This window comes from Promicromonospora sukumoe 327MFSha3.1 (assembly GCF_000385135.1).
In the GTDB taxonomy this organism is placed as follows: Bacteria; Actinomycetota; Actinomycetes; order Actinomycetales; family Cellulomonadaceae; genus Promicromonospora; species Promicromonospora sukumoe_B.
Genome location: NZ_ARQM01000010.1, coordinates 423,399 through 449,713 on the forward strand (window position 1 = coordinate 423,399; position 26,315 = coordinate 449,713).

The 26,315-nt window shown below is 72.7% G+C and carries 24 protein-coding genes; 13 read left to right on the forward strand and 11 right to left on the reverse strand.

The genetic code is table 11. The annotated features are described in order from the left end of the window. Positions 1 to 11 precede the first annotated feature (11 nt). The 6 genes from H291_RS0105565 (at position 12) to H291_RS28840 (ending at position 6,006) form a co-directional block, all read left to right on the forward strand. Positions 12 to 1,454, forward strand: a complete 1,443-nt coding sequence (locus H291_RS0105565; protein ID WP_020013989.1) for a basic amino acid/polyamine antiporter — start codon at positions 12 to 14, stop codon at positions 1,452 to 1,454. Between the two features lie 28 nt (positions 1,455 to 1,482). Further along, a complete protein-coding gene (locus H291_RS0105570) occupies positions 1,483 to 2,769 on the forward strand; it encodes an arginine deiminase (protein WP_020013990.1) in 1,287 nt (428 codons plus the stop codon). A gap of 165 nt (positions 2,770 to 2,934) precedes the next feature. Beyond that, complete coding sequence (locus H291_RS0105575) at positions 2,935 to 3,609, forward strand: hypothetical protein (protein ID WP_020013991.1); 675 nt, start codon at positions 2,935 to 2,937, stop codon at positions 3,607 to 3,609. After that, positions 3,606 to 5,153 carry a hypothetical protein gene (locus H291_RS0105580; RefSeq protein WP_157236723.1) on the forward strand — a complete coding sequence of 516 codons (1,548 nt, stop codon included), beginning with the start codon at positions 3,606 to 3,608 and terminating at the stop codon, positions 5,151 to 5,153. The genes H291_RS0105575 and H291_RS0105580 overlap by 4 nt, the downstream gene beginning before the upstream one ends. Next, complete coding sequence (locus tag H291_RS0105585; RefSeq protein WP_020013992.1) at positions 5,153 to 5,593, forward strand: hypothetical protein; 441 nt, start codon at positions 5,153 to 5,155, stop codon at positions 5,591 to 5,593. Before H291_RS0105580 ends, H291_RS0105585 begins: the two co-directional genes overlap by 1 nt. Then, a complete protein-coding gene (locus tag H291_RS28840) occupies positions 5,590 to 6,006 on the forward strand; it encodes a hypothetical protein (RefSeq protein ID WP_198012408.1) in 417 nt (138 codons plus the stop codon). Before H291_RS0105585 ends, H291_RS28840 begins: the two co-directional genes overlap by 4 nt. Positions 6,007 to 6,134: 128 nt before the next feature. On the opposite strand, the gene H291_RS0105595 is transcribed toward H291_RS28840, so the two are convergent. Beyond that, on the reverse strand, positions 6,135 to 7,916 hold the full coding sequence (locus H291_RS0105595; protein WP_020013994.1) for a glycoside hydrolase family 13 protein: 1,782 nt from the start codon (positions 7,914 to 7,916) through the stop codon (positions 6,135 to 6,137). 102 nt (positions 7,917 to 8,018) lie between these two features. After that, on the reverse strand, positions 8,019 to 9,068 hold the full coding sequence (locus H291_RS0105600; protein ID WP_026365432.1) for a LacI family DNA-binding transcriptional regulator: 1,050 nt from the start codon (positions 9,066 to 9,068) through the stop codon (positions 8,019 to 8,021). 196 nt (positions 9,069 to 9,264) lie between these two features. Here H291_RS0105600 and H291_RS0105605 point away from each other — a divergent pair, with 196 nt between their 5' ends. From H291_RS0105605 to H291_RS0105615, 3 genes are read left to right on the forward strand one after another with little or no spacing between them, the layout of a single operon-like run. Then, on the forward strand, positions 9,265 to 10,488 hold the full coding sequence (locus tag H291_RS0105605; RefSeq protein WP_026365433.1) for a sugar ABC transporter substrate-binding protein: 1,224 nt from the start codon (positions 9,265 to 9,267) through the stop codon (positions 10,486 to 10,488). Next, positions 10,488 to 12,056, forward strand: a complete 1,569-nt coding sequence (locus H291_RS0105610; RefSeq protein ID WP_020013997.1) for an ABC transporter permease subunit — start codon at positions 10,488 to 10,490, stop codon at positions 12,054 to 12,056. Before H291_RS0105605 ends, H291_RS0105610 begins: the two co-directional genes overlap by 1 nt. Further along, positions 12,056 to 12,940, forward strand: coding sequence for a sugar ABC transporter permease (locus tag H291_RS0105615; RefSeq protein WP_020013998.1), 885 nt, complete (start codon positions 12,056 to 12,058; stop codon positions 12,938 to 12,940). Before H291_RS0105610 ends, H291_RS0105615 begins: the two co-directional genes overlap by 1 nt. Before the next feature lie 95 nt (positions 12,941 to 13,035). Here H291_RS0105615 and H291_RS32295 read toward each other — a convergent pair whose 3' ends face one another. The 4 genes from H291_RS32295 to H291_RS0105635 form a co-directional block, all read right to left on the reverse strand. Further along, a complete protein-coding gene (locus H291_RS32295; protein WP_020013999.1) occupies positions 13,036 to 13,293 on the reverse strand; it encodes a helix-turn-helix domain-containing protein in 258 nt (85 codons plus the stop codon). 128 nt (positions 13,294 to 13,421) lie between these two features. Continuing rightward, the gene (locus H291_RS0105625; RefSeq protein ID WP_020014000.1) at positions 13,422 to 14,729 is read right to left on the reverse strand and encodes a deoxyguanosinetriphosphate triphosphohydrolase; all 1,308 of its coding nucleotides are present in this window, start codon (positions 14,727 to 14,729) and stop codon (positions 13,422 to 13,424) included. A 100-nt stretch (positions 14,730 to 14,829) separates the two neighbouring features. Then, complete coding sequence (locus H291_RS33205; RefSeq protein ID WP_020014001.1) at positions 14,830 to 15,003, reverse strand: DUF4236 domain-containing protein; 174 nt, start codon at positions 15,001 to 15,003, stop codon at positions 14,830 to 14,832. Positions 15,004 to 15,135: 132 nt separating this feature from the next. After that, the gene (locus tag H291_RS0105635) at positions 15,136 to 15,588 is read right to left on the reverse strand and encodes a VOC family protein (protein WP_020014002.1); all 453 of its coding nucleotides are present in this window, start codon (positions 15,586 to 15,588) and stop codon (positions 15,136 to 15,138) included. Between the two features lie 43 nt (positions 15,589 to 15,631). Between H291_RS0105635 and H291_RS0105640 the strand changes: the two genes are divergently transcribed. Both H291_RS0105640 and dnaG read left to right on the forward strand, forming a co-directional pair. Beyond that, positions 15,632 to 16,489: an AraC family transcriptional regulator gene (locus H291_RS0105640; RefSeq protein WP_020014003.1), complete on the forward strand. Its 858-nt coding sequence runs from the start codon at positions 15,632 to 15,634 to the stop codon at positions 16,487 to 16,489. A gap of 9 nt (positions 16,490 to 16,498) precedes the next feature. Continuing rightward, positions 16,499 to 18,448: a DNA primase gene (dnaG, locus tag H291_RS0105645; RefSeq protein ID WP_026365438.1), complete on the forward strand. Its 1,950-nt coding sequence runs from the start codon at positions 16,499 to 16,501 to the stop codon at positions 18,446 to 18,448. Positions 18,449 to 18,452: 4 nt separating this feature from the next. Here the strand turns inward: dnaG and H291_RS0105650 are convergent, their stop codons facing one another. After that, on the reverse strand, positions 18,453 to 19,397 hold the full coding sequence (locus H291_RS0105650) for an NAD(P)/FAD-dependent oxidoreductase (RefSeq protein WP_020014005.1): 945 nt from the start codon (positions 19,395 to 19,397) through the stop codon (positions 18,453 to 18,455). A 62-nt stretch (positions 19,398 to 19,459) separates the two neighbouring features. Between H291_RS0105650 and H291_RS0105655 the strand changes: the two genes are divergently transcribed. After that, entirely contained in the window at positions 19,460 to 19,888 is a 429-nt protein-coding gene (locus tag H291_RS0105655) for a helix-turn-helix domain-containing protein (protein WP_020014006.1), read from the forward strand. A 23-nt stretch (positions 19,889 to 19,911) separates the two neighbouring features. On the opposite strand, the gene H291_RS0105660 is transcribed toward H291_RS0105655, so the two are convergent. Both H291_RS0105660 and H291_RS28850 read right to left on the reverse strand, forming a co-directional pair. Further along, positions 19,912 to 21,348, reverse strand: a complete 1,437-nt coding sequence (locus tag H291_RS0105660; RefSeq protein ID WP_020014007.1) for an MDR family MFS transporter — start codon at positions 21,346 to 21,348, stop codon at positions 19,912 to 19,914. A gap of 98 nt (positions 21,349 to 21,446) precedes the next feature. Beyond that, the gene (locus H291_RS28850; protein ID WP_084467759.1) at positions 21,447 to 21,986 is read right to left on the reverse strand and encodes a MarR family winged helix-turn-helix transcriptional regulator; all 540 of its coding nucleotides are present in this window, start codon (positions 21,984 to 21,986) and stop codon (positions 21,447 to 21,449) included. A 104-nt stretch (positions 21,987 to 22,090) separates the two neighbouring features. On the opposite strand from H291_RS28850, the gene H291_RS0105670 reads away from it, so the two are divergent. Continuing rightward, positions 22,091 to 23,515, forward strand: a complete 1,425-nt coding sequence (locus H291_RS0105670) for an FAD-binding oxidoreductase (RefSeq protein ID WP_020014009.1) — start codon at positions 22,091 to 22,093, stop codon at positions 23,513 to 23,515. Here the strand turns inward: H291_RS0105670 and H291_RS0105675 are convergent. Continuing rightward, the gene (locus H291_RS0105675) at positions 23,512 to 25,137 is read right to left on the reverse strand and encodes a hypothetical protein (protein WP_020014010.1); all 1,626 of its coding nucleotides are present in this window, start codon (positions 25,135 to 25,137) and stop codon (positions 23,512 to 23,514) included. The two genes, H291_RS0105670 and H291_RS0105675, sit on opposite strands and share 4 nt — an antisense overlap. A 222-nt stretch (positions 25,138 to 25,359) precedes the next feature. Beyond that, entirely contained in the window at positions 25,360 to 26,292 is a 933-nt protein-coding gene (locus tag H291_RS0105680; RefSeq protein ID WP_020014011.1) for an aldo/keto reductase, read from the reverse strand. Positions 26,293 to 26,315: the final 23 nt, after the last annotated feature.

Here is a 26,315-nt window from a genome sequence, read left to right on the forward strand (position 1 = left end):
GGGGTCTCGCGATGGCGCAGCAGTCCGAGAGCAGCACGCAGGGCCGTACGGCGAAGATCAGCGTGGCCACGCTGACCGCCATGGTCGTGGGCTCCATGGTGGGTGCAGGCGTCTTCTCGCTGCCGAGCCGGTTCGCCGGCGAGACCGGGGTGCTGGGCGCGCTGATCTCCTGGACGATCGCCGGTACCGGCATGCTCATGCTGGCCTTCGTGTTCCAGCGGCTCGCGATCCGCAAGCCCGACCTCGACTCCGGGGTCTACGCGTACGCGAAGGCCGGGTTCGGCGAGTACCTCGGCTTCTTCTCCGCGTTCGGGTACTGGGCGAGCGCCTGCGTCGGCAACGTCACCTACTGGATCCTCATCATGTCGACGCTGGGCGCGGTGCTGCCCGTGCTCGGGGAGGGCGACACCCTCGTCGCGTTCGTCGCCTCGTCGGCCTGCGTGTGGCTGTTCTACCTGCTCGTGCGCCGCGGGGTGAAGGAGGCGACGACGATCAACCGCATCGTCACCGTCGCCAAGCTGGTTCCGATCATCATGTTCGTGCTCATCGCGGCCTTCCTGCTGGACCCCCAGGTGCTCGCGGAGAACTTCCAGGGCTACGGCATCACCGGCCCGCTGTTCGACCAGGTCCGCGGCACCATGCTCGCCACGGTGTTCGTCTTTCTCGGCGTCGAGGGCGCGAGCGTCTACTCCCGGCACGCACGGCGCCGGGAGGACGTCGGCCGGGCGACGGTCCTGGGCTTCCTCATGGTGCTCGCGATCTTCGCCTCGGTGACGATCGTGTCCTACGGCATCCTCCCGATGCAGGAGATCGCGGAGCTGCGGCAGCCGTCGATGGCGGGCGTGCTGGAGGCCGCCGTGGGCGGCTGGGGCGCCGTGTTCGTGAGCGTGGGCCTGATCGTCTCGGTGCTGGGCGCCTACCTGGCCTGGACGCTCATGTCGTCCGAGGTGCTGTTCGTCGCGGCCAAGGACCGGGACATGCCGCGGTTCCTCGCGACGTCGGACGCGAACGACGTGCCCCGTGCCGCGCTCCTGATGACGACCGTCCTGATCCAGGTGGTCCTGTTCGTCACCCTGCTGTCGGAGGACGCGTTCACGTTCGCGCTCGACCTGACCAGCGCCCTGTCGCTCATCCCGTTCCTGCTCGCGGCCGGCTTCGCGCTCAAGCTGGCGCTCGGCCGCGGCGGGCCGGCGGAGGGCAGCCGCACCGCCGGCGACCTGGTGATCGCGGCGCTCGCCGTCCTCTACACGGCGTTCCTGCTGTTCGCGGCCGGGCTCACGTTCGTGCTGCTGTCGTTCGTGATCTACGCCCCCGCGACGATCCTGTTCGCGATGACCCGCAGGGAGCAGGGCAGGCGCGTGTTCAGCGGGCGGGAGCTGGTGATCTTCGTCGTGTCGGTGGTCGGCGCGGTGATCGGCGTCGTCGCCCTGGCCACGGGCGCGATCTCCATCTGAAGGCGATCTCCGTCTGAAAGGGAACACCATGACGATCCAGAGCGACGACACGACGCGGCCCTCGGCGGCCTACGGGGTGCACTCGGAGGTGGGGCGCCTGCGCAAGGTGCTGGTCTGCCGTCCGGGCCTGGCCCACCGGCGGCTCACGCCCACCACCTCGGACGAGCTGCTGTTCGACGACGTCCTGTGGGTCGACCGGGCGATCGAGCACCATGCCGGCTTCGTCGCCGACCTGCGGGCCCGGGACGTCGACGTCGTGGAGCTGCACGACGTGCTCGCCGCGACCATGCGGGTGCCCGGGGCGCGGGACTGGCTGCTGGACCGCAAGATCGTGCCGGGTGTGGTCGGCACCGGGATGATCGACGCGACCCGCGAGTTCCTGGAGGCGCTGGCCCCGGAGCGGCTCGCCGAGCACCTGATCGGCGGCCTGGCCACGCAGGACGTGCCCGACCTCCCGGCCGCCTACCGCTCGCTCGCGGAGTACACGCAGGACGCCCGCGAGTACCTCATGGCGCCGGTGCCCAACACCCTGTTCACCCGCGACACGACCTGCTGGCTCTACGGCGGCGTGACGCTCAACCCCCTGTACTGGCCGGCCCGGCACGACGAGACGCTGCTGATGAAGGCCGTCTACGAGTTCCACCCGGACTTCGTGGGGTCCACCGTCTGGTGGGGCGACCCGGAGACCGACCACCAGCGCGCCACGCTCGAGGGCGGCGACGTGATGCCCGTGGGCAACGGCACCGTGCTGGTGGGCATGAGCGAGCGCACCTCCCGGCAGGCGATCACGCAGGTCGCCGCGGCCCTGTTCGCGGGCGGTGCGGCGCAGAAGGTGGTCGTGGCGGGCATGCCCAAGCTGCGCTCGGCCATGCACCTGGACACCGTCATGACCTTCGCCGACGTCGACACCGTGACCGTCTACCCCCGCATCGTCGAGGCGATCCACGCCTTCGTGCTGCGGCCGGGCGGCCCTTCGACAGGCTCAGGACGGCGCGCCGGCGAGGTCGTCGTCACGGACGAGGGCGACACCCCGTTCCTCGACGTCGTCGCGCGCGAGACCGGGCTCGGCGAGCTGCGCGTGATCGAGACCGGCGGCGACGTGTACGAGTCCGAGCGTCAGCAGTGGGACAGTGGGAACAACGCGGTCGCGGTGGAGCCCGGGGTCGTGTTCACGTACGACCGCAACACCACCACCAACGACCTGCTCCGCAAGGCCGGCATCGAGGTCATCGAGATCAACGGCGCCGAGCTGGGGCGGGGCCGCGGCGGCGGCCACTGCATGACCTGCCCGATCGTCCGCGACCCGGCCTTCTGAGCGCACGGCCCCCGGTTCGCCCCGGCGCCCGCGGCCGGGCAAGATACGGCCTGACCTGACCTTTGGCCATGGGTAGTTCAATCGTGGACGGGCCCCGTGCCCGGGGATACGGTTCGGCTGCGGTATGCCGAGGGTTGCTGACGGGTGTCGAAAAGGGAGTTGCGCATGGCCGGCCGGATTCTGGAGCTTGACGCGAAGCAGTGGGCTGCGGTGACGGCCGAGGCGCGGGACGGCGGTGGCACCACCGCCGTGGGCACGGCGCTCGCGGAGCACCTGGGCGCGCCCGTGCGCGCGACCCTGATCGCCACGTCCGGCTCGAGCGGCACGGTGACCCGGCTGACCCTGATCGGCGACCACGCGCTGCTGGTGATCCAGGTGATCGCCGAGCGCGACGGGGAGACCTTCCTGGCGCCCGGCGCCGAGCTGCGGTTCGCCACGGCCGACCAGCTGTGGCCCGCGCTGACCGCCGCCCTGCCGCCGTTCGAGGCCCTGCGGGCCCCGGCGTCGGCCGTGCCCGGGCCCGCACAGGGCTCGACGCCGTCCAGCGGCCCGGTCGTGGACCGGGCCGAGCTGGTCCGGCTCCTCGACGACGAGGAGGCGAACCTTCAGGTCAGCGTCGAGGCGTGGGGCGACTCGGACGCGCCCGAGGTGGTCTGGCCGCGGCTCTGGTCCGTGGTGGACGGCCGCCTGCTGGACGTGCGGACCGACGACGGCGCGGTGGCGCCCGTCGAGCGGCCGGCCGGCTCGGTCGCCGCGGAGCTGCAGTGGGCCCTGGTCGGCGCGGTGGACGCCACCACGCCGGAGCCCGGCACCGGTGCCGAGGGTGAGGCCGGGCAGTGAGCGACACGATGCAGGGGCAGGATCCGGAACAGGTACGAGCCCTCGCCAAGATGCTCGAGGACGGCGCGTCGCAGCTGGAGTCGGTCAAGTCGATCACCTCCGTCGCCGTCTGGGGCTTCGACGGGGCGGGGCCGAACGTCGAGCAGATGCGCGGCGAGTGGGAGTCGCAGCACGCGCCCATGCTCGGCACGGTCGCGGAGTCGCTGACCACCTACGCGCAGCGGGCCCGGGCCAACGCCGACGCCCAGGACCAGACCTCCAACACGTACGACGGCGGCGGCTTCGCCGGGGTCTCGACACAGGGGTCGAGCAACACGGGCGGGGACGACGACGGCGGCGGCGTGCTCGACTGGCTCGGCGACAAGGCGGGCGACCTCTGGGACACCGGCGGCGACGCCGTCGACTGGGTGGGGGACAAGGCCGGCGACGCCGCGGGCTGGATCGGCGACCGGGCGAACGACCTCTGGGACGCCGGCGGCAACGCGGTCGACTGGCTCGGCGACAAGGGCTCCGCCGCCGTCGGCTGGCTGGGCGACCGGGGCTCCGACGTCCTGGGGTGGCTCGGCGACCGCGGGAGCGCGATCGGCGGCGCGTTCATGAACGTGGGCGACGCCGGCCTGCAGCTCTGGGACGCGACCGGCGGGGCGATCCTCGACGGCGAGTGGCCACGGACCACGGAGGTGCTCGCGTCGGGCATCCGGCTCGCGGGCACCACGGTCGGCCTGGGTCTCACCGCCGGCTCGCTCGGTATGTTCGACCCCAAGGTCTTCGACGACGGCGACCCGTACGCGGGGGACCCGACCGACGTCGCCGCGCCGCGCGAGCCCTCCAGCATCTCGGAGGTCGCGCTCGGCGTGACCGACTCGTACAACGCCGGCGACGGCAACGTGCGGATCACCACGATCGACGGGCCCGACGGCCCGCGGGTCATCGTCAACGTGCCCGGCACCGAGGCGTGGAACCCGTCGGCCGGCGACAACCCGATGGACCTGACCGGCAACCTGGTCACGGCGGGCGGCTCGCGCTCGACCATGAGCGAGGCCGTCATGCTCGCCATGCGGAACGCGGACATCCCGCCGGGCGCCGAGGTCATGATGGTCGGCCACTCGCAGGGCGGCATGACGGTGGCCGACCTGACGTCCGACCCCGGCTTCGTGAACGAGTTCAACGTGACCCACGCGATGACCTACGGCTCGCCGATCGACAGTGCGCACATCGACCCGTCGGTCAGCGTGCTGGAGATGCAGCACCAGCACGACGTCGTCCCGCGCCTGGACCTCGGCGACTCGCGCTTCCCGTTCCTGCCCGGCGGGCAGAACGAGAGCGCCAACCACACCAGCGTCACGTTCGACGACCCGGGCTCCGCCTTCAACGCCGTGGCCAACCACGACCACGCCGAGGCGTACCCGAACTCCATGGCCAACAGCACCGACCCCGGGTACCTGGCCTACCAGCAGGAGCTGCGGGACAGCGGGTTCCTCACGTCTCCTGACTCCAACTCGATCGTGACCGCGCAGGACGTCCACGTCGGCCGGAAGAACTGATGGGCACAGGCTGGGCGCGCCGCCGGCGCCGGCTCGTGGACCGGCTCTCGGAGTCGGGACCGGTCGGCGGCGGGCTCGCGGCGCTGCTCAGCCTGGGCAAGGCGCGCAACCCCGACTGCGAGGAGCTGCTCACCGCGACGGCGCTCGCCGTCGACGGCGTGGTCTCGGCGGAGTTCGAGTGCAGCGACCAGTTCGGCGGCGGCTGGCAGCGCGGCAAGGTCGTGCTGCGGGCGTCGTCGGAGGACGAGGCGGTGCGGGTGATGGAGGCGCTGCTGCGGGCCTTCGCGGCCGAGCCGCGGCTGGAGCCGCGCTGGGCCACGCCGCAGGAGTACCGGAACGAGGACGGCTCGGTCGTCGTCGGGGCCCGGCACGCGGGGTTCCCCGGTGTGCCGACGATCCGCCAGGTGCGGGAACACTACGGGGAGGGAACTGCAGGATGATGCGACGTGAGCGAGCGCGGTACCTGCCCATCATCCTGACGGCGGCGTTCGTGCTGCCCGTCTCGGCGTGCTCGTCGGGCGACACCGACCGGTGCGCGGAGGCGTTCGCCGAGGCGGCGACGGCGGTCTCCGGCGTGATCTCGGCCGAGTGGGAGTGCAGCGACAACTTCGGGGGCGGCTGGCAGCGCGGTGACGTCGTGGTCTCGGCGACCACCGAGGACGAGGCCGTCGAGGTGATGGACGGCGTGCTGCGGTCGATCGCCGCGGCGGGCGACCTCGAGGACACCTGGGCGACCCCGCAGGAGTATTCGAACGAGGACGGGTCGATCGTCGTGGGCGCGAACGACCTCGGCTTCAACGGCCCGCCGACCGTCGGCGAGGTCCGCGAGCACTACGGCATCACGCCGGGCTGACCCACCGACCCTTCGCTGCTCGAACCGACCCACCGCCGGTCGAGCCGACCCACCGCCGGTCGAGCTTGTCGAGACCCGGGTCTCGACAAGCTCGACCAACGACTGCGGCCGGCGGTCAGCGCGCCAGGTCAGCCCCGCAGCCAGACCGTCGTGTCCGACGGCAGCTCGCCCGAGGCGGCGTCCAGCTCGCCCGAGGCGACCAGCACCTGCGCCCCGGCGGGCAGCGCGAACCGCGTCGCGCTCAGGTTGGCGACCACGACGACGTCGGCCACGCGGAAGGCGACGACGTCCGGGTGCTCGGCCAGGGAGTCGACCCACGAGAGCACGCCCGCGCCGAGGTTCTCGGCCCGGCGCAGGCCGAGGGCTGCCCGGTACATCTCGAAGGTCGAGCCCTCGACGCCGTACTGCCGGTCGGCGGCGAGCTCGGCGTAGACGTCGGGCTGCGGCAGCCAGGTCTTGCCCGTGGGGCCGAACCCGTTGCCCGGTGCGCCGCCGACCCACGGCAGCGGCACGCGGCAGCCGTCGCGGCCCGGCTCGGCGCCGTTCGTGCGGAAGAACGACGGGTCCTGGCGGACGTCGTCGGGCAGGGCGGTGTGGTCGGGCAGGCCCAGCTCCTCGCCCTGGTACACGTACGCCGAGCCCGGCAGGCCGAGCATGAGCAGCGTCGCGGCGCGGGCACGGCGCAGGCCGAGCGCGGCGTCGGGCTGCGGGTCGGTGGCGCCGATGCCGTTGAGCTGGCGGCCGCCGATCTCCTCGAGGCCGAAGCGCGAGGCGTGCCGCACCACGTCGTGGTTGGACAGCACCCAGGTGGTGGGGGCGCCGACGGCCTCCATGGTGCTCAGCGACGCGTTGACGACCGTGCGCACGGTCGCGGCGTCCCAGGGCGCGGTGAGGAACGAGAAGTTGAAGGCCTGGTGCATCTCGTCCGGCCGCACGTAGCGGGCCAGGCGGCTCAGCGGCTCGACCCAGGCCTCGGCCACGAGGCAGCGGTCGCCGTCGTACTCGGCGAGCACCTTGTGCCAGGCGCGGTAGATGTCGTGCACGCCGTCCTGGTCGAACATCGGGCCGCGGTTGCCCGCGCCCGTGGAGCCGTCCTCGGGGGCGGCCGGGTCGGACTCGCCGGCCTCGCTGGCCTCCTCGACGGTGCCCTCGACCATGGCGACCTGGCCGTCCCAGTCGGGCAGGCCGGCGGCCTTGATCATGCCGTGCGCGACGTCGACGCGGAACCCGTCCACGCCCCGGTCGAGCCAGAACCGCAGCACGTCCTCGAACTCGGCGCGGACCTCGGGGTTGTCCCAGTTGAGGTCCGGCTGCGTGGAGTCGAACAGGTGCAGGTACCACTGCGGGCCGAGCGGGCCGTCGTCCTCGCGCGGCGCCAGCCGCGTCCAGGCCGGGCCGCCGAAGATCGACTGCCAGTTGTTCGGCACCTCGTCGCCGGCCGGGCCCCGGCCGTCGCGGAACATGTACCGCTCGCGCTCGGCCGAGCCGGGGGCGGCGGCCAGGGCCTCCTGGAACCAGGCGTGCTGGTCGGAGGAGTGGTTGGGCACGAGGTCGACGATGACCTTCAGGCCGCGCTCGTGCGCGCCGGCGAGCATCTCGTCGAAGTCGGCGAGCGTGCCGAACAGCGGGTCGATGTCGCGGTAGTCGGCGACGTCGTAGCCCGCGTCCTTCTGGGGCGAGCGGTAGAACGGGCTCAGCCAGACGGCGTCCACACCGAGCTGCGCCAGGTGGTCCAGCTTGGCGGTGACGCCCGGCAGGTCGCCGGTCCCGTCGCCGTTACCGTCCGCGAACGAGCGCGGGTAGACCTGGTAGATCACCGCGTCGCGCCACCACTCGCCGCTGGTCGCGGGGGTGTGGGCGGGCGCGCCGGCGGTGAGGTCGACGGTGCTGAGCGAGGTCGTGCTGGTCACGTGTGGCGTCCTCAGGGGTCGGGAAAAGGGGGCTGTAACGCTTGCAGCAAGCGTACGGGAGGAATCGCCCCGGATCGGCCAGTGTGCTGCGTCAGACAGCCGTCAGGCGGTCGCGTGCGGGGCCGCGCCCGTCGAACCGCGCACCACCAGCTCGGGGGTGAACAACAGCTCCGAGCGCGGCGCGCGCTCGCCCTGGATCTCGGTGAGCAGGGCGCTCACGGCCGCGTGCGCCATGTCGGCCACGGGCTGCCGCACCGTCGTCAGGGGCGGGTCGGTGAAGGCCACCAGGGGCGAGTCGTCGTAGCCCACGACGCTCACGTCGTCGGGCACCGAGAGGCCGCGGGCGTGCGCCGCGCGCACGGCGCCCAGCGCCATCAGGTCGGACCCGCAGACCACGGCGGTGTGCCCGGCGTCGAACAGCTCGCCGGCCGCGGCCTGGCCGCCCTCCAGCGTGTAGAGGGTGAGGCTGACGTGCTTGCGCGCCTCCTCCTCGGTGTCCGCCAGGCCGTGCCGCAGGAGCTGGGCCACGAACGCCTCGATCTTGCGCTTGGCGGGCACGAACCGGTCCGGCCCGATGGCCATGCCGATGCTGCGGTGGCCCAGGGCCACCAGGTGCCGCACCGAGAGCTCGATGCTGGCGCTGTCATCCGGCGACACGAACGGGGCGTCGATGCCCTCCGCGTAGCCGTTGATGAGCACGATCGGCAGTCCGCGGCCGCGCAGCCGCTGGTAGCGCTCCGTGGAGGCGCGCGTGTCGGCGTGCTTGCCGGACACGAACACGATGCCGTCCACCGCGTGGTCGATCAGGGTCTCGACGTACTCGTCCTCGGTGGTGCCGCCCGGCGACTGCGTGCACAGCAGCGGCGTGTACCCGCGCGAGGCGAGCTGCGACTCGATGGCCTGCGCGAACGCGGGGAAGACCGGGTTGGACAGCTCGGGCACCACCAGGCCGATGAGGCCGGCGGGGCGGGCGCGCAGGGCGGACGGGCGCTCGTAGCCCAGCACGTCCAGGGCCGCGAGCACCGCCTGCCGGGTCTCGCCGGCCACGCCGGGCTTGCCGTTGAGCACGCGCGACACGGTCGCGGTGGAGACCCCAGCCTGCTCGGCGAGGTCGGTCAGTCGGGTGCGCACGCCTGGCAGCCTAAGTGACATGTGACCTCCTCGTCCCGGGTGATCCACGGGTGTCGCGACCCTGTCGCGTCCCGCGGTCGCCGCCGTCGTCCTGGTAACGGCTGCAAGCGATGCTGAAACTTTATCGCAACTTCTTGCATAATTGGCCGATGTGCCCGTACGGTTCGGGCATCGAAACCCAGGCCCGACGTCGGGCCGCGAACCATCGGGAGTGACGATGCGACGGAGCATCCTGACCGCCGCTGTCCTGACCACGACGCTGGCGCTGGCCGCCTGCGCGGGCGGCGCGGAGGAGCAAGCGGGCGGCGAGGAGTCGGCCGCACCGAACGGCGAGGGTGCCACCCTCACCGTGTGGGTCGACGAGACCCGCCAGGCCGCCGTGGAGGAGGCCGCTGTCGGCTTCGAGGAGACCACCGGCGCCGACGTCGAGGTGGTCCTGAAGAACTTCGAGGACATCCGCCCCGACTTCCTGGCGCAGGTGCCCACGGGCAAGGGCCCGGACATCACGGTCGGCGCGCACGACTGGCTGGGCGAGCTCACGACCAACGGCGTCGTGGCCCCGATCGAGCTCGGCGACACGGCCGACAAGTTCGAGCCGGTCTCCGTCTCGGCCTTCACGCAGGACGGCCAGGTCTACGGCCTGCCCTACGCGGTGGAGAACATCGCGCTCATCCGCAACACGGAGCTCGCCCCGGAGGCGCCCGCCACCTGGGACGACGCGATCGCGGCCGGCAAGGACGCCGGTACCAAGTACCCGCTGCTGATCCAGACCTCCACCGAGGGTGACCCCTACACCTTCTACCCGCTGCAGACGTCGTTCGGCGCCCCGGTCTTCGAGCAGAACGCGGACGGCTCGTACAAGCCCGAGCTCGCGCTCGGCGGCGAGGGCGGCACCGCCTTCGCCGAGTGGCTCGCGGAGCAGGGCGACGCCGGCAACCTGAGCACCGACGTCACGTACGACATCGCGCTGGCGGCCTTCGCCAAGGGCGAGTCGCCGTTCATCGTGGGCGGCCCGTGGATGCTGGAGTCGTTCGGCGACCTCGACCTCGCGATCGACCCGATCCCGAGCGCCGGCGGCGAGCCCGCCCAGCCGTTCGTGGGCGTGGCCGGCTTCTACGTGAGCGCGCAGAGCGAGAACGCGCTGCTCGCCAACGACTTCCTGGTCAACTACATGGCCACCCCCGAGGCGCAGCTCGCGCTGTACGAGGCGGGCGACCGTCCGCCGGCCCTCATCGAGGCCGCCGACACCGCCTCCGAGGACCCGATCACCGCTGGCTTCCGTGAGGTCGGCGCCGACGCCGTCCCGATGCCGTCGCTGCCCGAGATGGGTGCGGTGTGGGCGTACTGGGGCGTGACCGAGGCCGCGATCGTCTCCGGCAAGTCCGACCCGGCGAAGGCCTGGGACAAGATGGTCGCCGACATCCAGGGCGAGATCGGTTGATGTACTCACCCGTGACCCGGGGCTCCGGCCGGACCGGCTGGAGCCCCGGGTTTCTCGTCAAGCTCGCCCTGATCGCCCTGGTCGACGCCCTGGGCGTCTACGCGGTGCTCGCCGCGTGGGCCGCCGATTCCTGGGGCGTGCTGGCCGCCATGGTGGCGCTGCTGCTCGTGGCCAACTGGGCCTACTTCTCCAAGCGCGCGCTGCCGCTCAAGTACATCCTGCCCGGCCTCGCGTTCCTGCTCGTCTACCAGGTCTACGTGGTGGCCTACACGGGCTACGTCGCGTTCACCAACTACGGCGACGGGCACAACAGCACCAAGGAGCAGGCCATCGAGGCCCTTCTGGTGCAGAACGAGCGCCGCGTGGAGGGCTCGCCCTCCTCGCCCCTGACCGTGGTGGCCGACGGCGACACGCTCGGCTTCGCGATCGTCTCGCCCGACGGCGCGGTCCAGGCGGGCACCGCCGACCAGCCGCTGGAGCCCGTGGACGGCGCCTCCGTCGACGCCGGCCGGGTCACCGCGCTGCCCGGGTACGACGTGCTGGAGTACGCCGCCGTCCTGGAGCGCCAGCAGGAGGTCACGAAGCTGCGCGTCCCCGTCTCGGACGACCCGAACGAGGGCTCGGTCCGCACGCAGGACGCCCGCACGGGCTACGTCTTCACGTCCACGCTGACCTACGACGCGGCGTCCGACACGATGACCGACACCACCACGGGCGTGACGTACACGCCCAACGACGACGGCCAGTTCGAGGCCGCCGACGGCACCACCCTGCCCGTGGGCTGGCGCGTGCTGGTCGGGTTCGACAACTTCGTCACCGCGTTCGGCGACGACCGGTACGCCGGCCCGTTCGGCAAGATCCTGGTGTGGACCTTCGCGTTCGCCGTGCTCTCGGTCGCGTCCACGTTCCTGCTCGGCCTGTTCCTGGCGATCGCGTTCAACGACCCCCGCCTGCGCGGCCGTCGGATCTACCGGACGCTCGTGATCCTGCCGTACGCGATCCCGGGGTTCCTCGCGGCCCTGCTGTGGTCGGGCATGCTCAACCGGTCCTACGGGTTCGTCAACGAGGTGCTGCTCGGCGGGGCGTCGATCCCGTGGCTCACGGACCCGGTCCTGGCCAAGCTGGCCGTGCTCGGCGTGAACCTGTGGCTCGGCTTCCCGTACATGTTCCTGATCTGCACGGGCGCCCTGCAGTCGCTGCCGACGGACGTGCTGGAGGCCGCGAAGATCGACGGCGCCGGCCGCTGGCGCACGTGGCGCTCGATCACGCTCCCGCTGCTGCTGGTCGCGACGGCGCCGCTGCTCATCTCGTCGTTCGCGTTCAACTTCAACAACTTCACGCTGATCTACATGCTCACGGGCGGCGGCCCGCGGTTCGACGACGCCTCGGTGCCGCTCGGGCACACCGACATCCTCATCTCGATGGTCTACTCGGTCTCCGGGCTCGACGGCACGGCCGCCAAGGACTACGGCCTGGCCAGCGCCCTGTCGATCGTCATCTTCGTGGTGGTCGCGACCATCTCCGCCCTCGCGTTCCGGCGCACCCGATCGCTCGAGGAGATCGCCTGATGAACTCGCGCACCGCACACGTCGCCCGGCGTCCCGGGCAGCGCGCCCGCTGGTTCTCCGAGATCGGCTGGCGGCACCTGGTCGGCATCATCGCCGTGGTCTACGCGGGCTTCCCGCTCGTCTACGTGGTCTCCGCGTCCCTGGCCGACGGCGGCACCCTGACCGGCTCGAACCAGCTGTTCGCGTCGGTCTCCGGGGCCAACTACGCGGCGCTCGCCGGCACGCGGTTCTGGACCTGGATGGCCAACACCCTGGTGGTGGCGGTCGCGACGGGCGCGGGCACCGTGCTCATGGGCGCGGCGGCCGCGTACGCCTTCTCGCGGTTCCGGTTCAGCGGACGCCGCGTGGGGCTCACGGCCCTGCTCGTGATCCAGATGTTCCCGCAGATGCTCGCGTTCGTGGCGATCTTCCTGCTGCTCATCTCGCTCGGGAACGTGGTGCCCGGCCTCGGCCTGGACTCCAAGCTCTCGCTGATCTGCGTGTACCTGGGCGGCGCGCTCGGCGTGAACACGTTCCTCATGTACGGGTTCTTCAACACCGTGCCGCGCGAGATCGACGAGGCCGCGAAGATCGACGGCGCCTCGCACGCCCAGATCTACTGGACCATCGTGCTGCGCCTGACCGCGCCGATCCTCGCCGTGGTGGGGCTGCTCAGCTTCATCAGCACGTTCGGCGAGTTCATCATCGCGCGCGTGCTGCTGCAGTCGGAGGACAACTGGACGCTCGCCGTCGGCCTCTACGGCTGGGTCTCCTCGCTGCAGGACGCCAACTGGGGCCTGTTCACGGCCGGCGCCGTCATCTCGGCGGTTCCGGTGCTCGCGCTGTTCCTGTTCCTGCAGAAGTACATCGTGGGCGGGCTGACGGCGGGCTCGGTCAAGGGCTGAGTGGTGATGCGGCCAACCCCTTCGAGGCCTAGGTTTCTTCGCTTTCAGTCAACTGAAAGCGAAGAAACCTAGGCCTCGAAGCGCACTGAGTGCTGTCAGCCGGCATCGTCGAACTCGATCCGGACCTGTGCGGTGCGGGGGACGACGTAGATCTCGTATCCGGCGCTGGTCAGTGCCTTCGTCAGTGCGTCGGTGGTGACGGGGATCCCGCGCTCCAGCCGGGAGAGTGTCGGTCGTGAGGATCCGATCAGCTCGGCGAGCGAGGACTGGCTCAAGCCCGCCGACTCCCGAGCGCCCTTGACGGCGGCCCCGAGCGCGGGGAGGCCGCGGGCGCGAAACCATCTCTGAACCATATGTGATTCAACCTCTCCGGCTGGCGCGATGAATCAGATATGAGCAGTCTCGACTTTGACTGCCTTTGCGTCAAATCTGATTCGCAATGAAGCGGCGGAGACAATCCCCTGGAATGCGACCGGATGGCCTACGAGGCCGAGGCCGGGGCCACCAGCCGCCGGTGCAGCGCGATCGCCGACAGGTCCGTCAGCGAGGCGACCTGGTCCACCACCACGCGCAGGCGCGCGGCGTCGTCGGGCGCCGCGCGCCAGTCCGCCGCGAGCGGCGGCTCCAGCTCGTCGGGCCCGCGGTCGGCGAGCACGCGCACCAGGTCGGTCAGGATCTCCCGCTCCCGCAGGTAGCGGGGCTCCTGGCCGCGGGGCGCCATCACGTAGGCCACGGCGATGCCCTTCAGGGCGAGGATCTCGTGCTCGATCTCGTCGGGCACCACGAGCCGCGCGGCGTACCGCGTCAGCGCGCCGTCGCCGTACTCGGCGCGGGTCGCGTCGATCGCAGCGCCGATGAACCGGCCGATGAGCTGGCTCGTCATGTCCTTGAGCGAGGCTAGCGAGCCGCGCGACCCGTCGAAGGCCCGCACCAGGTGGCCCTCGCCGCGCAGGTACTCCTGCAGCCGGCCGATGGCGGCGTCGATCGCGTCGGCCCGGTACCACTCGCCGTACCAGGACCGCACGTACTCGGCCACGCGCGCCCGCTCCTCGGCGTCCGCCATGAGGTCCAGGTCGACGCGGCCTGCCACGACGCCGTCCTCGACGTCGTGCACGGAGTAGCTGATGTCGTCGGCGAGGTCCATGACCTGCGCCTCCAGGCACTTGACGCCGTCGGGCGCGTCCTTGCGCAGCCAGGTGAACACGGGGGCGTCGTCGGGGTAGACGCCGAACTTGCGGCTCGCCGTGCCGTCCGGCCGGGCCGGGCCCGCGCCGTAGGCCCACGGGTACTTGACGCTCGCGTCGAGGCTGGCGCGGGTCAGGTTGAGGCCGGCGGGCACGCCGTCGAAGCCGATCACCTTGGGCTCCAGGCGGGTCAGCAGGCGCAGGGTCTGCGCGTTGCCCTCGAAGCCGCCGATCGGCTCGGCGATCTCGGCGAGTGCCGTCTCGCCGTTGTGCCCGAAGGGCGGGTGCCCCAGGTCGTGGGTGAGGCAGGCGGTGTCGACGACGTCGGGGTCGCAGCCGAGCGAGCGGCCCATGCCGCGGCCCACCTGGGCCACCTCGAGGGAGTGGGTCAGGCGGGTGCGCACGAAGTCGTCGTGCCCCGCGCCGAGCACCTGGGTCTTGGCGCCGAGCCGGCGCAGCGCGGAGGAGTGCACCACGCGCCCGCGGTCCCGTTCGAACGGGGTCCGGGCCTGCGACTTGGGCGGTTCGGTCACCCAGCGCTCGACGTCCTGCGCGCTGTACGACGGCGGGATGCTCTTCCCGAGGGCTTGCTCCACGCTGGCCACTCTAGCCACGCGGCCGGGAATCCCGGAATCACGCGGCTTGGTGGCCTCCGTCAGGGGGCCGTCGCCGGCGGAGGCAGGGCACTGCCTCCGCCGCGCCGCGTCACTTGTTGTTGCTGTACCAGCTCAGACCGCCGGGGAGGTTGATCGAGTGCTTCTTGGTCTTGGAGTTCCAGGTCCAGGGACCCACCTTGAAGCTCATCGACGACAGGCCCCGCTGCGTGATGTTGAACTTGAGCGGCCCGAACGACAGCCGCTTGCGATACCTGATTCCCATGGTGCTTCTGTTCCTCCCTGAGTCGGGGCAAAGCGTACCGAACCGCGCTAGCCCGGCAAACCAACCAGGGAGCGTGCCAGACGCACAGTTCCCTCGGGTGACCTGTACGTCTGACACGTCGAAAAGGGGGCGTCAGTCGCGGGCCGCGACCCAGGCGTCGCTGGCGCGCCGGACGTCGTCGGGGGTGACCGACTCCGCGACCGTCACGAAGTACCAGCGGTGCCCGAACGGGCAGCGCACCGCGGCCTGCCGGAACCCCTCGAACCAGTCGGCCGGCTCGGCCAGGCTGGTCGCGCCGGCGCCCATCGCCCGCGCGTAGGCGGCGTCCGTGTCCTCGACCGGGACGGTGAAGCTCGCGTGCGTCGGCGCGCCCGGCTCGGGGGCCGCCGAGTCGGGCGGGAACGCGCCGGCCACCGTGAACGTGGACTCGCCCGCGGCGGAGCGCAGGATCAGGTCGGAGTGGATCACGGCGTCGCCCGCGGTGATCACGTCGAGCGTCTCGGCGCCCAGCGCGGCCTCGTAGAACGCGATGGCGGCCCGGGCGTCGGACACGGCGATGTTGGGGTGCAGGGCTGAGTTCTTCATGCCACCGATGCTCGCGCGTCCCGGGTGTGCCAGTCTTGGAATTATGCGACAGGTGTTCGACGGCGAGACGGCCGACAGCGCGCTCGACTCCGGGCCCACGCTCGGCATCGTGAACCCCGTGCGGGCGCGCGACCGGTTCGCGCTGGCCCGCGTGGAGCCGGCGGCCGACCTCGCCGACCTCGTGGACTGGCACTGGGTGATCACCTGGGACCTGCCGCCCGGGGTCGCGTTCACGCAGAACGTGATGCCGCACCCCGTGGGGCACGTGGTCGCCGAGCGCGAGGGGTTCCTCGCCTACGCCATGCCCGCCGGCCTCTTCGAGCGCACCCTTGCCGGGACCGGCGCCGTGGTCGGCACCAAGCTGCGCCCCGGCGGGTACCGCGCCCTGCTCGGGCTGGCGCACCCGGGGGAGCGTGGCGCCGTCGGGCCGGCGTCCTTCCTGGGCCCGACGGCGGCGCCCGTCTGCGCGGAGGCTCTCGCCCAGGCGTCGGCCGGGCGGCCCGACGCCGCCGTCCGCACCGTCACCCCGCTGCTGCGGGCCGCCGTCGAGCGGTCCCGCACCGCCCGGTCCACGGCGGCGCTGACCGCCCTGCGTGAGGCGTTCGCCGTCATCGCAGACGCCGTGCCGGGCACCTCCGTCACGGCGCTCGCCGGCCGGCTCGGCACCACGCCGCGCTCGCTGCAGCGGCTGTTCGCCGACTGGGTGGGGGTGAGCCCCAAGTGGGTGCTGCGGCGGCACCGCGTGCACCTCGCCGCCGAGATGCTGGGCCGCGACCCCGGGCTTGACCTCGCCGGGCTGGCGGCCGCCGTCGGCTACTACGACCAGGCGCACTTCTCCGGGGACTTCGTCCGCGCCGTCGGCGTACCGCCGGGGGAGTACGCCCGTTCCTGCCGGGCATAGAATTCCGACGTGGCCGGGCTGATCAGACGCGAGGATGTGGACCAGGTCCGCGAGCGCGCGCGGATCGACGAGATCGTCTCGGCGCACGTGACCCTCAAGCCCGCGGGCGTGGGCGCGCTGGTGGGGCTGTGCCCCTTCCACGACGAGCGCAGCCCCAGCTTCAACGTGCGGCCCAGCGTGGGCCGGTACCACTGCTTCGGCTGCGGCGAGGGCGGCGACGTCATCGAGTTCGTCATGAAGATGGACGGGCTGAGCTTCACCGAGGCGATCGAGTACCTCGCGGGCAAGACGGGCGTGACGCTGCGCTACGAGGAGGGCGGCAACGCCCGCCCGCGCGAGGAGCCGGGCAAGCGCCAGCGGCTGCTGGAGGCGCACCGGGTGGCCGCGGACTTCTACGCGGAGCAGCTCATGGGGCCCGACGCGACGGCGGCGCGCACGTTCCTGGCGGAGCGCAGCTTCGACCGGTCGGATGCCGAGCTGTTCGGCGTGGGCTTCGCGCCCAAGGGCTGGGACTCGCTCCAGCGCCACCTCCAGGGCCGCGGGTTCACGCAGGCGGAGCTGGTGGCCAGCGGCCTGATGTCGCAGGGGCAGCGCGGTATCTACGACCGGTTCCGCGGGCGCGTCATGTGGCCCATCCGGGACGTGACGGGCGCCGTGATCGGGTTCGGCGCGCGCCGCCTGTTCGAGGACGACCAGGGCCCCAAGTACCTGAACACCCCGGAGACCAGCCTCTACAAGAAGTCGCACGTGCTGTACGGGATCGACCTCGCCAAGCGCGACATCGCCAAGGGCAAGCGCGTGGTGGTGGTCGAGGGGTACACGGACGTCATGGCGGCGCACCTGTCGGGTGTGACGACGGCGGTGGCCACCTGCGGCACGGCCTTCGGCGGCGACCACGCCAAGGTGGTGCGGCGCCTGCTCGGCGACACGACGGCGGGCGGCGGCATGCAGCTCGCCTCGGGCGGCACCGTGGGCGGCGAGATCATCTTCACGTTCGACGGCGACGCGGCGGGCCAGAAGGCCGCCGAGCGCGCCTACGGCGAGGACCAGCGGTTCTTCGCGCAGACGTACGTGGCCGTGGCCGACGGTGGCATGGACCCCTGCGACCTGCGCATGGCCAAGGGCCCGGAGGCGGTGCGCGCGCTGGTGGACGGCCGCAAGCCGCTGTTCGCGTTCGTCATCCAGGCCAAGCTCAGGCAGTTCGACCTGAACACGGTGGAGGGACGGGTGCTCGCGGTACGGGCGGCCGCGCCGGAGATCGTCGGCATCCGCGACCGCAGCCAGCGTGACGGCTACGTGCGCCAGGTCGCGGGCTGGATCGGCACCGAGATCGAGGAGGTGCGCCGCGAGGTGGCGCGCGCGGCGTCGACGCCGCAGCGCCGCCCGGCGGACCGGCCGGACGGCGCCCGCCCGCCGTCGGGCGCGACCCCGGTGGCCGGTGCGCCCGGTGGTGGCCGCCCGGCGCAGGTGGCGCAGCTTCCGGCGCCCGACCCGCGCGACCCGGTGGCCCGCGACGAGCGGCTCGCACTGGTGGCGGTGCTGCAGTACCCGCAGCACGTGCCGGCGTCGTTCGACGAGCTGGGCGAGGACGCGTTCGCGGTGCCGGCCTGGCGCGCGGTGCACGCCGCGATCCGGGCGGCCGGGGGAGTGGCCGCCGGAAGCCAGCAGTCGGCCGCGCAGTGGGTCGCGGCGGTGCTGGAGCAGTCCCCCGAGTCGGTGGCGATCGTGGTGACCCAGCTCTCGGTCGCCTCGCTCCCCGAGGACCGCGAGGCGGCCGTCGCGGCGTTCGTCGAGGGCCTGGTGCGGCGCGTCGTCGACCTGGGCCTCAAGCGCCGGGTCGACGACGCGCGCAGCCGCCTGCAGCGGCTGGACCCGTCCGACGAGAGTGCCTACAACGCGGCGTTCGCCGAGCTGCTGGCGATCGAGAGCGAGCGCAGGGCGCTGCGCGAGAGCGCGTAGGGGCTCAGGCCGCCGTGGGCGCCGGGTGGTCCCTGCCCAGGAGGTCCGCGTCCAGGGACACCGCGGCCAGCTGGCCCGACGCCGCCGCCAGGAGCACCGACGCCATCGGCCCCGGCATCGCCGCGGTGTGCGCCATGTCGCCGGCCGCGAACACACCGGGCAGGCTCGTGCGGGCCATCGCGTCGACCTCGACGGCGCCCGACGGCAGCAGGTTCAGCCCGAGCTGCTCGGCGAACGGGGTGCGCTGACCGAACTCGGCCGCGACGAAGATGCCCCCGACCTCCTCGGCAGGGCCGTCGGCGAGCACGACCCGCGCGCCGTCGGCGGTGGCCACCAGCTCCTTGACGGGCTCCGGTCGCACGGCCACGCCGGCGTCCGCCAGCAGGGCGCGGGTGTCGGCGTCGAGCTCGCCGCCGTCGGCCAGGATCGTCAGGCGGCTCGCGATGCGCTCCAGCAGGAACGCGACCCGGGCGACGTGCGGGCCGTTGCCCAGCACGGCCACTGGCTTGCCGCTCAGCTCGTGCCCGTGGCAGTACGGGCACACGGCCGCGACCGTGCCGAACAGCGGCTCCAGCCCGGGGATGGAGGGCAGGGTGTCGCGCAGCCCGGTCGCGAGCACGACGCCGCGGGTGGTCAGCTGCTCGCCGCCCACCTCGACCCGGAACCCGGCGCCGTCGGGCACGACGGCGGTCGCGGCCGCGTCGCGGACCGTGACGGTCGCGTAGGCGGCGAGCTCGGCGCGCGCCGTGGCGCGGAACTCGGCCGGGGGCGTGCCGTCGTTCGTCACGAAGTTGTGCATGTGCCCGGCGGTCGCGTTGCGGTACTCGCCGGAGTCGAGCAGCAGCACGCGCCGGTGCATGCGGCCCAGGGTGAGCGCGGCCTGCAGCCCGGCGGGGCCGCCGCCGAGCACGACGGCGTCGTAGGAGGTCAGAGGGGGTGTGGCGGACATGGCAGGGCTCCGTTTCCCGGGACGTCTTGCGGTACCACCCCAGGATGTGACTTCATGTTGACATGAAGTCAAGCGAGACCTGGTCGGTCGGCGAGACGGCCCGTCGGTTCGGGCTGGAGACCCATGTGCTGCGCTACTGGGAGGACGAGGACCTGCTGCGCCCGGCGCGCGACGGCGCCGGCCGCCGGCGCTACGGGCGCGACGACGTGGTGCGCGTCGGCGTCATCGTGCGCAGCAAGGCCGCAGGCATGAGCCTGGAGCAGGTGCGGGTCATGCTCGACGCCGGGGCGTACGACCGGCACCAGGTCCTGGAGGCCCACATCGCCGACCTGGACCGCCGGATGGCCGACATGGCGGCGTCCCGCGCGATGACGGAGCACGCGCTGCAGTGCCGCGCGCACGACATCGCGACCTGCCCCGGCTTCCGCAAGCACGTGCAGGACGTGCTCGACGGAGTCCGGGAGGGTTTCGCCGTCACGCCGACCGCGTAACCGTCACGCGGCCCGCGTCACCGTTACGCGGACTGCTCCACCCTCGGGTTGTCGCGGGGGAGCAGCAGCACCGTCACGATCATCACGGCGGCGCAGGCCACGACGCACCAGAAGACCAGGTGCATGGCGTTCGCCAGCCCGGCCCCCTCGGGCGTGCCGTCCGCGCCGACGACGGTCAGGGCGTTGACCACCGCGCCGAGCGCGGCGACCCCGACGGCCTGCCCGATCGACCGGGCGAACATGTTGGTGGCGGTCACCGCGCCGCGCTCGCCCCAGCCCACGCTGTGCTGGGCGGCGAGCAGGGTCGGCACGGCCACCAGGCCCATGCCCAGCCCGATCACGAACACGGCGGCCGAGATCTGCCAGACGGCGGCGTCGGCGTCGAGCAGGAGCGTGAGCAGCGCCCCCGCGAGCACTACGACGGAGCCGATGGTGCTGGTCCAGCGGAAGCCGATCGCCAGGTAGACGCGCCCCGACAGCGTGGCCGCGATGGGCCAGCCGAGCGTGAGCGCGGCCAGCGCGAACCCGGCCACCAGCGGCCCGACGCCGAGCACGCCCTGCGCGTAGATCGGGATGTAGGTGGACAGGCCGAGCGTGATGACGCCGACCATCAGGGACGCCGCCGTCGAGGCGCCCACCACGCGGCGGCGCAGCAGCCGCAGGTCGAAGATCGGGTGAGCCGTGCGCCGGGCGGTCAGGGCGAACGCGACCAGCAGCGCCACGGCGGCGACGAAGATCGCGATCGACCGCACCGAGGCCCAGCCCCAGGCGTGGCCGCCCTCCAGCAGGCCGAGCACGAGCAGCGTGCTGCCGCCCGTGAGCAGCACGGCGCCCACGTAGTCGACGGGCTCGCGGGCGCCGTCGCGCTCCTTCTCGTGGAACTTGCGCCAGATCGCGAACAGGGCCACCGCCCCGATCGGCACGTTGACCCAGAAGATCCAGCGCCAGCTCACGAACTGGCTGAACACGCCGCCCAGCGTCGGGCCGAGCACCGAGGAGATCGCCCACACGCTGGCCATGTAGCCCTGCGTCTTGGCGCGCTCGGCGAGCGTGTAGATGTCGCTCGTGATCGTCATGGACATCGGCAGGATCGCGCCGGCGCCCAGGCCCTGCAGCACCCGGAACCAGATCAGGGCCGGCATCGTCAGGGCCACGGCGCACAGGATCGAGCCGAGCAGGAACAGGGCGATCCCGACGAGGATCACGCGCTTGCGGCCGAACACGTCGGCCAGCCGCCCGTACAGCGGCACGGTCACGGCCTGCGCCAGCGTGTACGCCGAGAAAAGCCAGGGGACCTGCTCGAACGCGCCGAGCTCGCGCGCGATCGTGGTCGAGGCGGTGGCGAGGATCGTGGCGTCGAGCGCCACCAGCGCCGTGGCGAGCATGAGCGCGCCGAGAATGGGACCACGGTCGCCACGCAGACCGAGCCGCGTGTCGGTGGTGGTGGACGTCGCGGTCATGCCTGGGATTCCGGGGTGTGCTGCACGACACCTACAAGGTTGCCCGGGGCACCGCCTATTCCCGGTCACCGGGTGTTTTATTCCCGGCGGTCGCCGGTTCAGCCCCGGCGGTTGCCCGGCCAGCCCTCCGGGAGGATGTCGCGCCCGCCGTCGGGAACGGTGTCGGCCAGGCGGCCGAGCGTGGCGAAGAACGCCTCGGCGTCGGCCACCTCGGGGCCGATCGCACGCCGCAGCGTCCGGTCGAACTCGATCGCCTCCGCCTTCAGCCGGCGGAAGAGCTCCTCGCCCGCCGCGGTGACCTCGATGCGCTGCACCCGACGGTTGGTCTCCTCGCGGGTGCGGACGATGAGCCCCTTGTCCTCCATGCCGCGCAGGTGGTGGGTGAGGGTGGCCTCCCGGATGCCGACGGCGTGCGCCAGCTCCCGCTGCGTGGCCGGCGTGCCCTGGTGCAGCGCGAGCAGGATGTGCCAGACCTGCCAGCTCGCGCCCTGGTCGGAGAGCTGCGCGTCGAACGCCCGCATCACCCGGTGCACCGACTGCCACATCGCCACCGCTACCGGCACGGGCCCGGCCTGCGCCGGGTTCACCCCCTGCGCGGGGCCGTCTGGATCGCCGCCGGGCCGTGCGCTTGGTTGCATGGACGCAGGATAGTTCGGCCGTTCCCGAAATGCATTGACGCCTAATCCTTAGATGCCTAACGTTTGTCACCTGGAAGATCCGGTACCGACACGGAGGCTCGACGATGGCCACGCAGGACACCCCCAGCACCACCGGCTCCACCACCACCTCCGGGACGCTCGACGGCGCCCTGGCACCCCTCGCGGCCGCGCTCGGCGACCGCCTGCTCACCCCGGCGTCCGACGGGTTCGCCGACGCCGCCGCCGTCTTCATGGGCGGCGCCGAGCGCACCCCGGCCGCGGTGGCGCGTGTGCGCGACACCGACGAGGTCGCGACGGCGCTCGCCGTCGCGCACCAGGCCGGACTGCCGGTCGCCGTGCGCGCCGGCGGCCACAACCTCGCCCGGCACAGCCTGCTCGACGGCGGGCTCGTGCTCGACCTGCGCCTCATGGACGGCGTCGAGATCGACCGGGACGCCGGCGTCGGGCGGGCGCAGGGCGGCGTCCTCGCGGGCGACTACATCACGGCGGCCGGCGAGCACGGCCTGGCCACCGGGTTCGGCGACACCGGCGGCGTCGGCCTCACGGGCCTCGCGCTCGGCGGCGGCATCGGCTACCTCAGCCGGGCGCACGGGCTCACCGTCGACAACGTGCTGGGCGCCGAGGTGGTCCTCGCGGACGGCCGGGTGGTCCGCGCCGACGCCGAGGAGAACCCCGACCTGTACTGGGCGCTGCGGGGCGGCGGCGGCAACTTCGGCGTCGTCACCGAGATCGAGCTGCGGCTGCGTGAGCTGCCCGTGGTCACGGGCGGCATGTTCGTCTGGCCCGCCGAGCCGGCCACGCTCGCGGGCGTGCTGACGGCGCTGGCCGAGGCGCCCGCCGAGCTGTCGGGCATGGTCAACGTCCTGGTGGCCCCGCCCCTGCCGATGCTGCCCGCCGAGGCGCACGGCAAGCCGATCGTCATGGCGCTCGTCTGTTTCGCCGGTCCGGCGGACCAGGCCGAGACGGTCTACGCCCCGCTCCGCGCGCTCGGGCCCGTGCACGACAGCGTGGGGGAGATCGCCTACCCGCAGATGTTCGCGGGCGTCGGCGGCCCGGAGGGCGGCATGCCGGGCGACGCCCGGACCGGGTTCCTCGGCGACGGCGCCTGGGCGCCCGACGAGGCGTGGGCCACCGCGGCCGTCGGGGCCGTGCTCGGGGCGCCGCCCGGCGTCGCCGCCGTGAACCTGCGGCCCATGGGCGGCGCGATCGCGGACGCGGACCCGGCGGACACGGCCTTCGCGCACCGCGACGCGGCCTGGATGGTCACGGTGCAGGGCATGACCCCGGCGCTCGACGGTCTCCCGGGCCTCCGGGAGTGGATCACCTCGACGGCTGATGCCCTCGGTGTCGGCGGGCGCGGCTACGTGAACTTCATGTCCACGGCCACCGAGGAGGACGTGCGCAACGCCTACCCCGAGGCGACGCTGGCCCGGCTGCGCGAGGTCAAGCGGGCCTACGACCCGGGCAACCTGTTCGCGAGCAACCACAACGTGGCGCCCCAGGCCTAGCCCGCCGGCGGGGCCGGCTGCCCCGTCTCGCCGCGGCGAGGCAGGGCGGCCGCCGCGGCCAGCGCCGCGGCGAGCCCGTACCCGCAGATCTGGGCCAGGTCGAGCGCCACGGCCACGCGGAGCCCCGAGGTGTCGTACATGAGCCAGTAGACGTGGATCAACGCGATCAGGGTGAGCAGCACCGCCGCTGCGAGCCGGGTGCCACGGCGCGGGAAGCCGAGCAGGGCCGCGGCGACCACGGGCCCGGCACCGGCCACCGGGTACGACATCAGGTACCGGCTCAGGTACCCCAGGTCGACGCCGGGATCGGTGAGGAGCAGCAGCGGGGAGGCCACGAGCACCAGCGGCACCACCACCGCCCAGCGCAGCACCGTCCCGACCCGCTCGGGCCGGGTACCAACCCAGCCCAGCGCGAGCGCCGGGCCCAGGGCGACGAACGGCAGCACCTCGTGCGGGGTGAGGCGTCCACCCGCTGTCATCCGGCTCGCCAGCAGGACGAGCAGGAGCAGCCCCGAGCACCCGCTCGCCACGACGAGCGCGCCGCGCGTCCCGAGGGTCACCGCGCCGGCCGTGAGCGTGAGCACGGCCAGCAGGGCGGCGTCGACCAGGAAGCCGAGCAGCGGTCCCATGCCGGCGAGGTCGGGACGTATGCCGGGACCCTGCGCGAACAGCTTCAGGACGTCCAGCCCGGTCGCGAGCACGAGGATCGCGAGGGCGACGGCGGGGAGGGCCAGGCCGGACAAGACGGGCACGTCGTCGGCCGGTGTCGTGGGCGGTTCGGTCTCGGTCTTGGGTTCGGTCTCGGGTTCCGACCGGCCGTGGCCGGTGGGCTCGTCGGGGGTTGCAGGCTCGTCGTCCTCGGCGTCCGCCGCGGTGGACGAAGCCTGGGCCGTCGCGACGAGAGCGCACAGCAGCGCGGCCGCGATGGCCGCGAGCCGTAGCCCGGAGAGCTCCGCCGCCGGAGAGAACAGGGAGTCGGCCCACAGGAGGCCTGCCCCGGTGAGCGCGATCAGCGCGGCACCGCCGGCTCGCGCTCCCCGGCCCGGCAGGCAGACGAGACCCGCCGCGAGGACCGTGAGCAGCGCCGGAACCTGTTGGAGCAGGAGGATGCCGAGACCGATGAGGTACCAGGGGCCGTCCCCGGCCTGCCGCGCGTCGACCAGCAGGCCGAGCGCCGGTGCCAGCGCCACCACCAGGAGCGCGATCCCCGGGCGGCGCCGCGTCCGTGAGACGTCCCACCAGCCCAGGGTCAGGCCGACCAGTGCCAGGCCCAGTTCGACCGGTCCGGACAGGAAGAGCTGAGGATCCACCGGCCCGTCCGCCGCTGCCGAGGCCAGCGTGGCCAGGGCCACGAGGTGCACCATCGTCAGTGCGCTGCTCACGAACAGGAGGATTCGTGACCCCGACGCCACGGCGGCGGCCGCGAGCACCAGGGTGGGCAGCACGGACGCGGGGCCGGCGACGGCGGCCACCGCCCAGCTGTCGCTGTGGTACTCGGAGGAGTAGAGGCCTGCCGGCAGTGCGAACACACCAGACAGGACCAGCAGCAGGGCGGCGGTCAGGGGGACGGCGCCTGCGCGGCCGGGAGCATCGGCGCGTAGGCCGCGTGCGGTCGCGGTCATGCCGCACACCCTGGCAGAGCCGACACGCGCCGAGAAGGAAAGCCGTCGGTCAGGGCGGGAATTCACCCGGAGGTCGCGGCGGGGGGGGAACGACCACGACTGCGGGGTGTGTTGCTCTGCGTGGACACTGTCCACGCAGAGCAACACACCCCGCAGTCATACGGTCGCCCCGCGGGCCCGCCGCCGATCCGACGTCGGCCCGGAGGGGCTCCCGTCAGCGGGTCACGGGACCGTGTAGCCCGCCGTCCGGAACATCTCGTACCACTCGGCGCGCGTCAGCGGCACCTCGGAGCCGAGCGCGGCGCCCGCTACCCGCTCGGGGTTGGTGGTGCCGAGCACCACCTGCATCTGCGCCGGGTGGCGCGTGATCCAGGCGGTGGCGATCGCGATGGCCGGCACGTCGTACTTCTTCGCGAGCCGGTCGATCACGGCGTTCAGCTCGGGGTAGTCGGGCGAGCCGAGGAACACGCCGTTGAAGAACCCGGCCTGGAACGGCGACCAGGCCTGCACGGTGATGTCGTGCAGGCGGCAGTAGTCGAGCGTGCCGGAGTCGCGGCTGATCGACTGGTCCAGCCCCTGCATGTTCGCGGCCACGCCCTGCGCCACGAGCGGCGCGTGCGTCACCGAGAGCTGGAGCTGGTTGGCCACGAGCGGCTGCGTCACGGACTTGCGCAGCAGCTCGATCTGGCCCGGCGTGTGGTTCGAGACGCCGAACGCCCGCACCTTGCCCGACGCCGACAGCTCGTCGAACGCGCGCGCCACCTCGTCGGGCTCCACGAGGGCGTCCGGGCGGTGCAGCAGCAGGATGTCGATGTAGTCGGTGCCGAGCGCGGCCAGCGAGCCCTCGACCGACTCGACCAGGTGCTCGTACGAGTAGTCGAAGTACGGCCCCTCGCGCACGATGCCGGCCTTGGTCTGGAGCACGATCTGCTCGCGCTCCGACGACGTGAGCTGCATGGCCTCGGCGAACCGGGTCTCGCAGCCGTGCAGGGCCGAGCCGTAGACGTCGGCGTGGTCGAAGAACGAGATGCCGGCGTCCCGGGCCGTCTTGACCAGGGTGCGCACCTCCTCGTCCGTCTTCTCCTGGATGCGCATGAGGCCCAGGACGACGTTCGGGACGGTGAGCTCCGTCCCGGGCAGGGTGAAGGTCTTCACGGGTTTTCTCTCCAGTCGTTGGT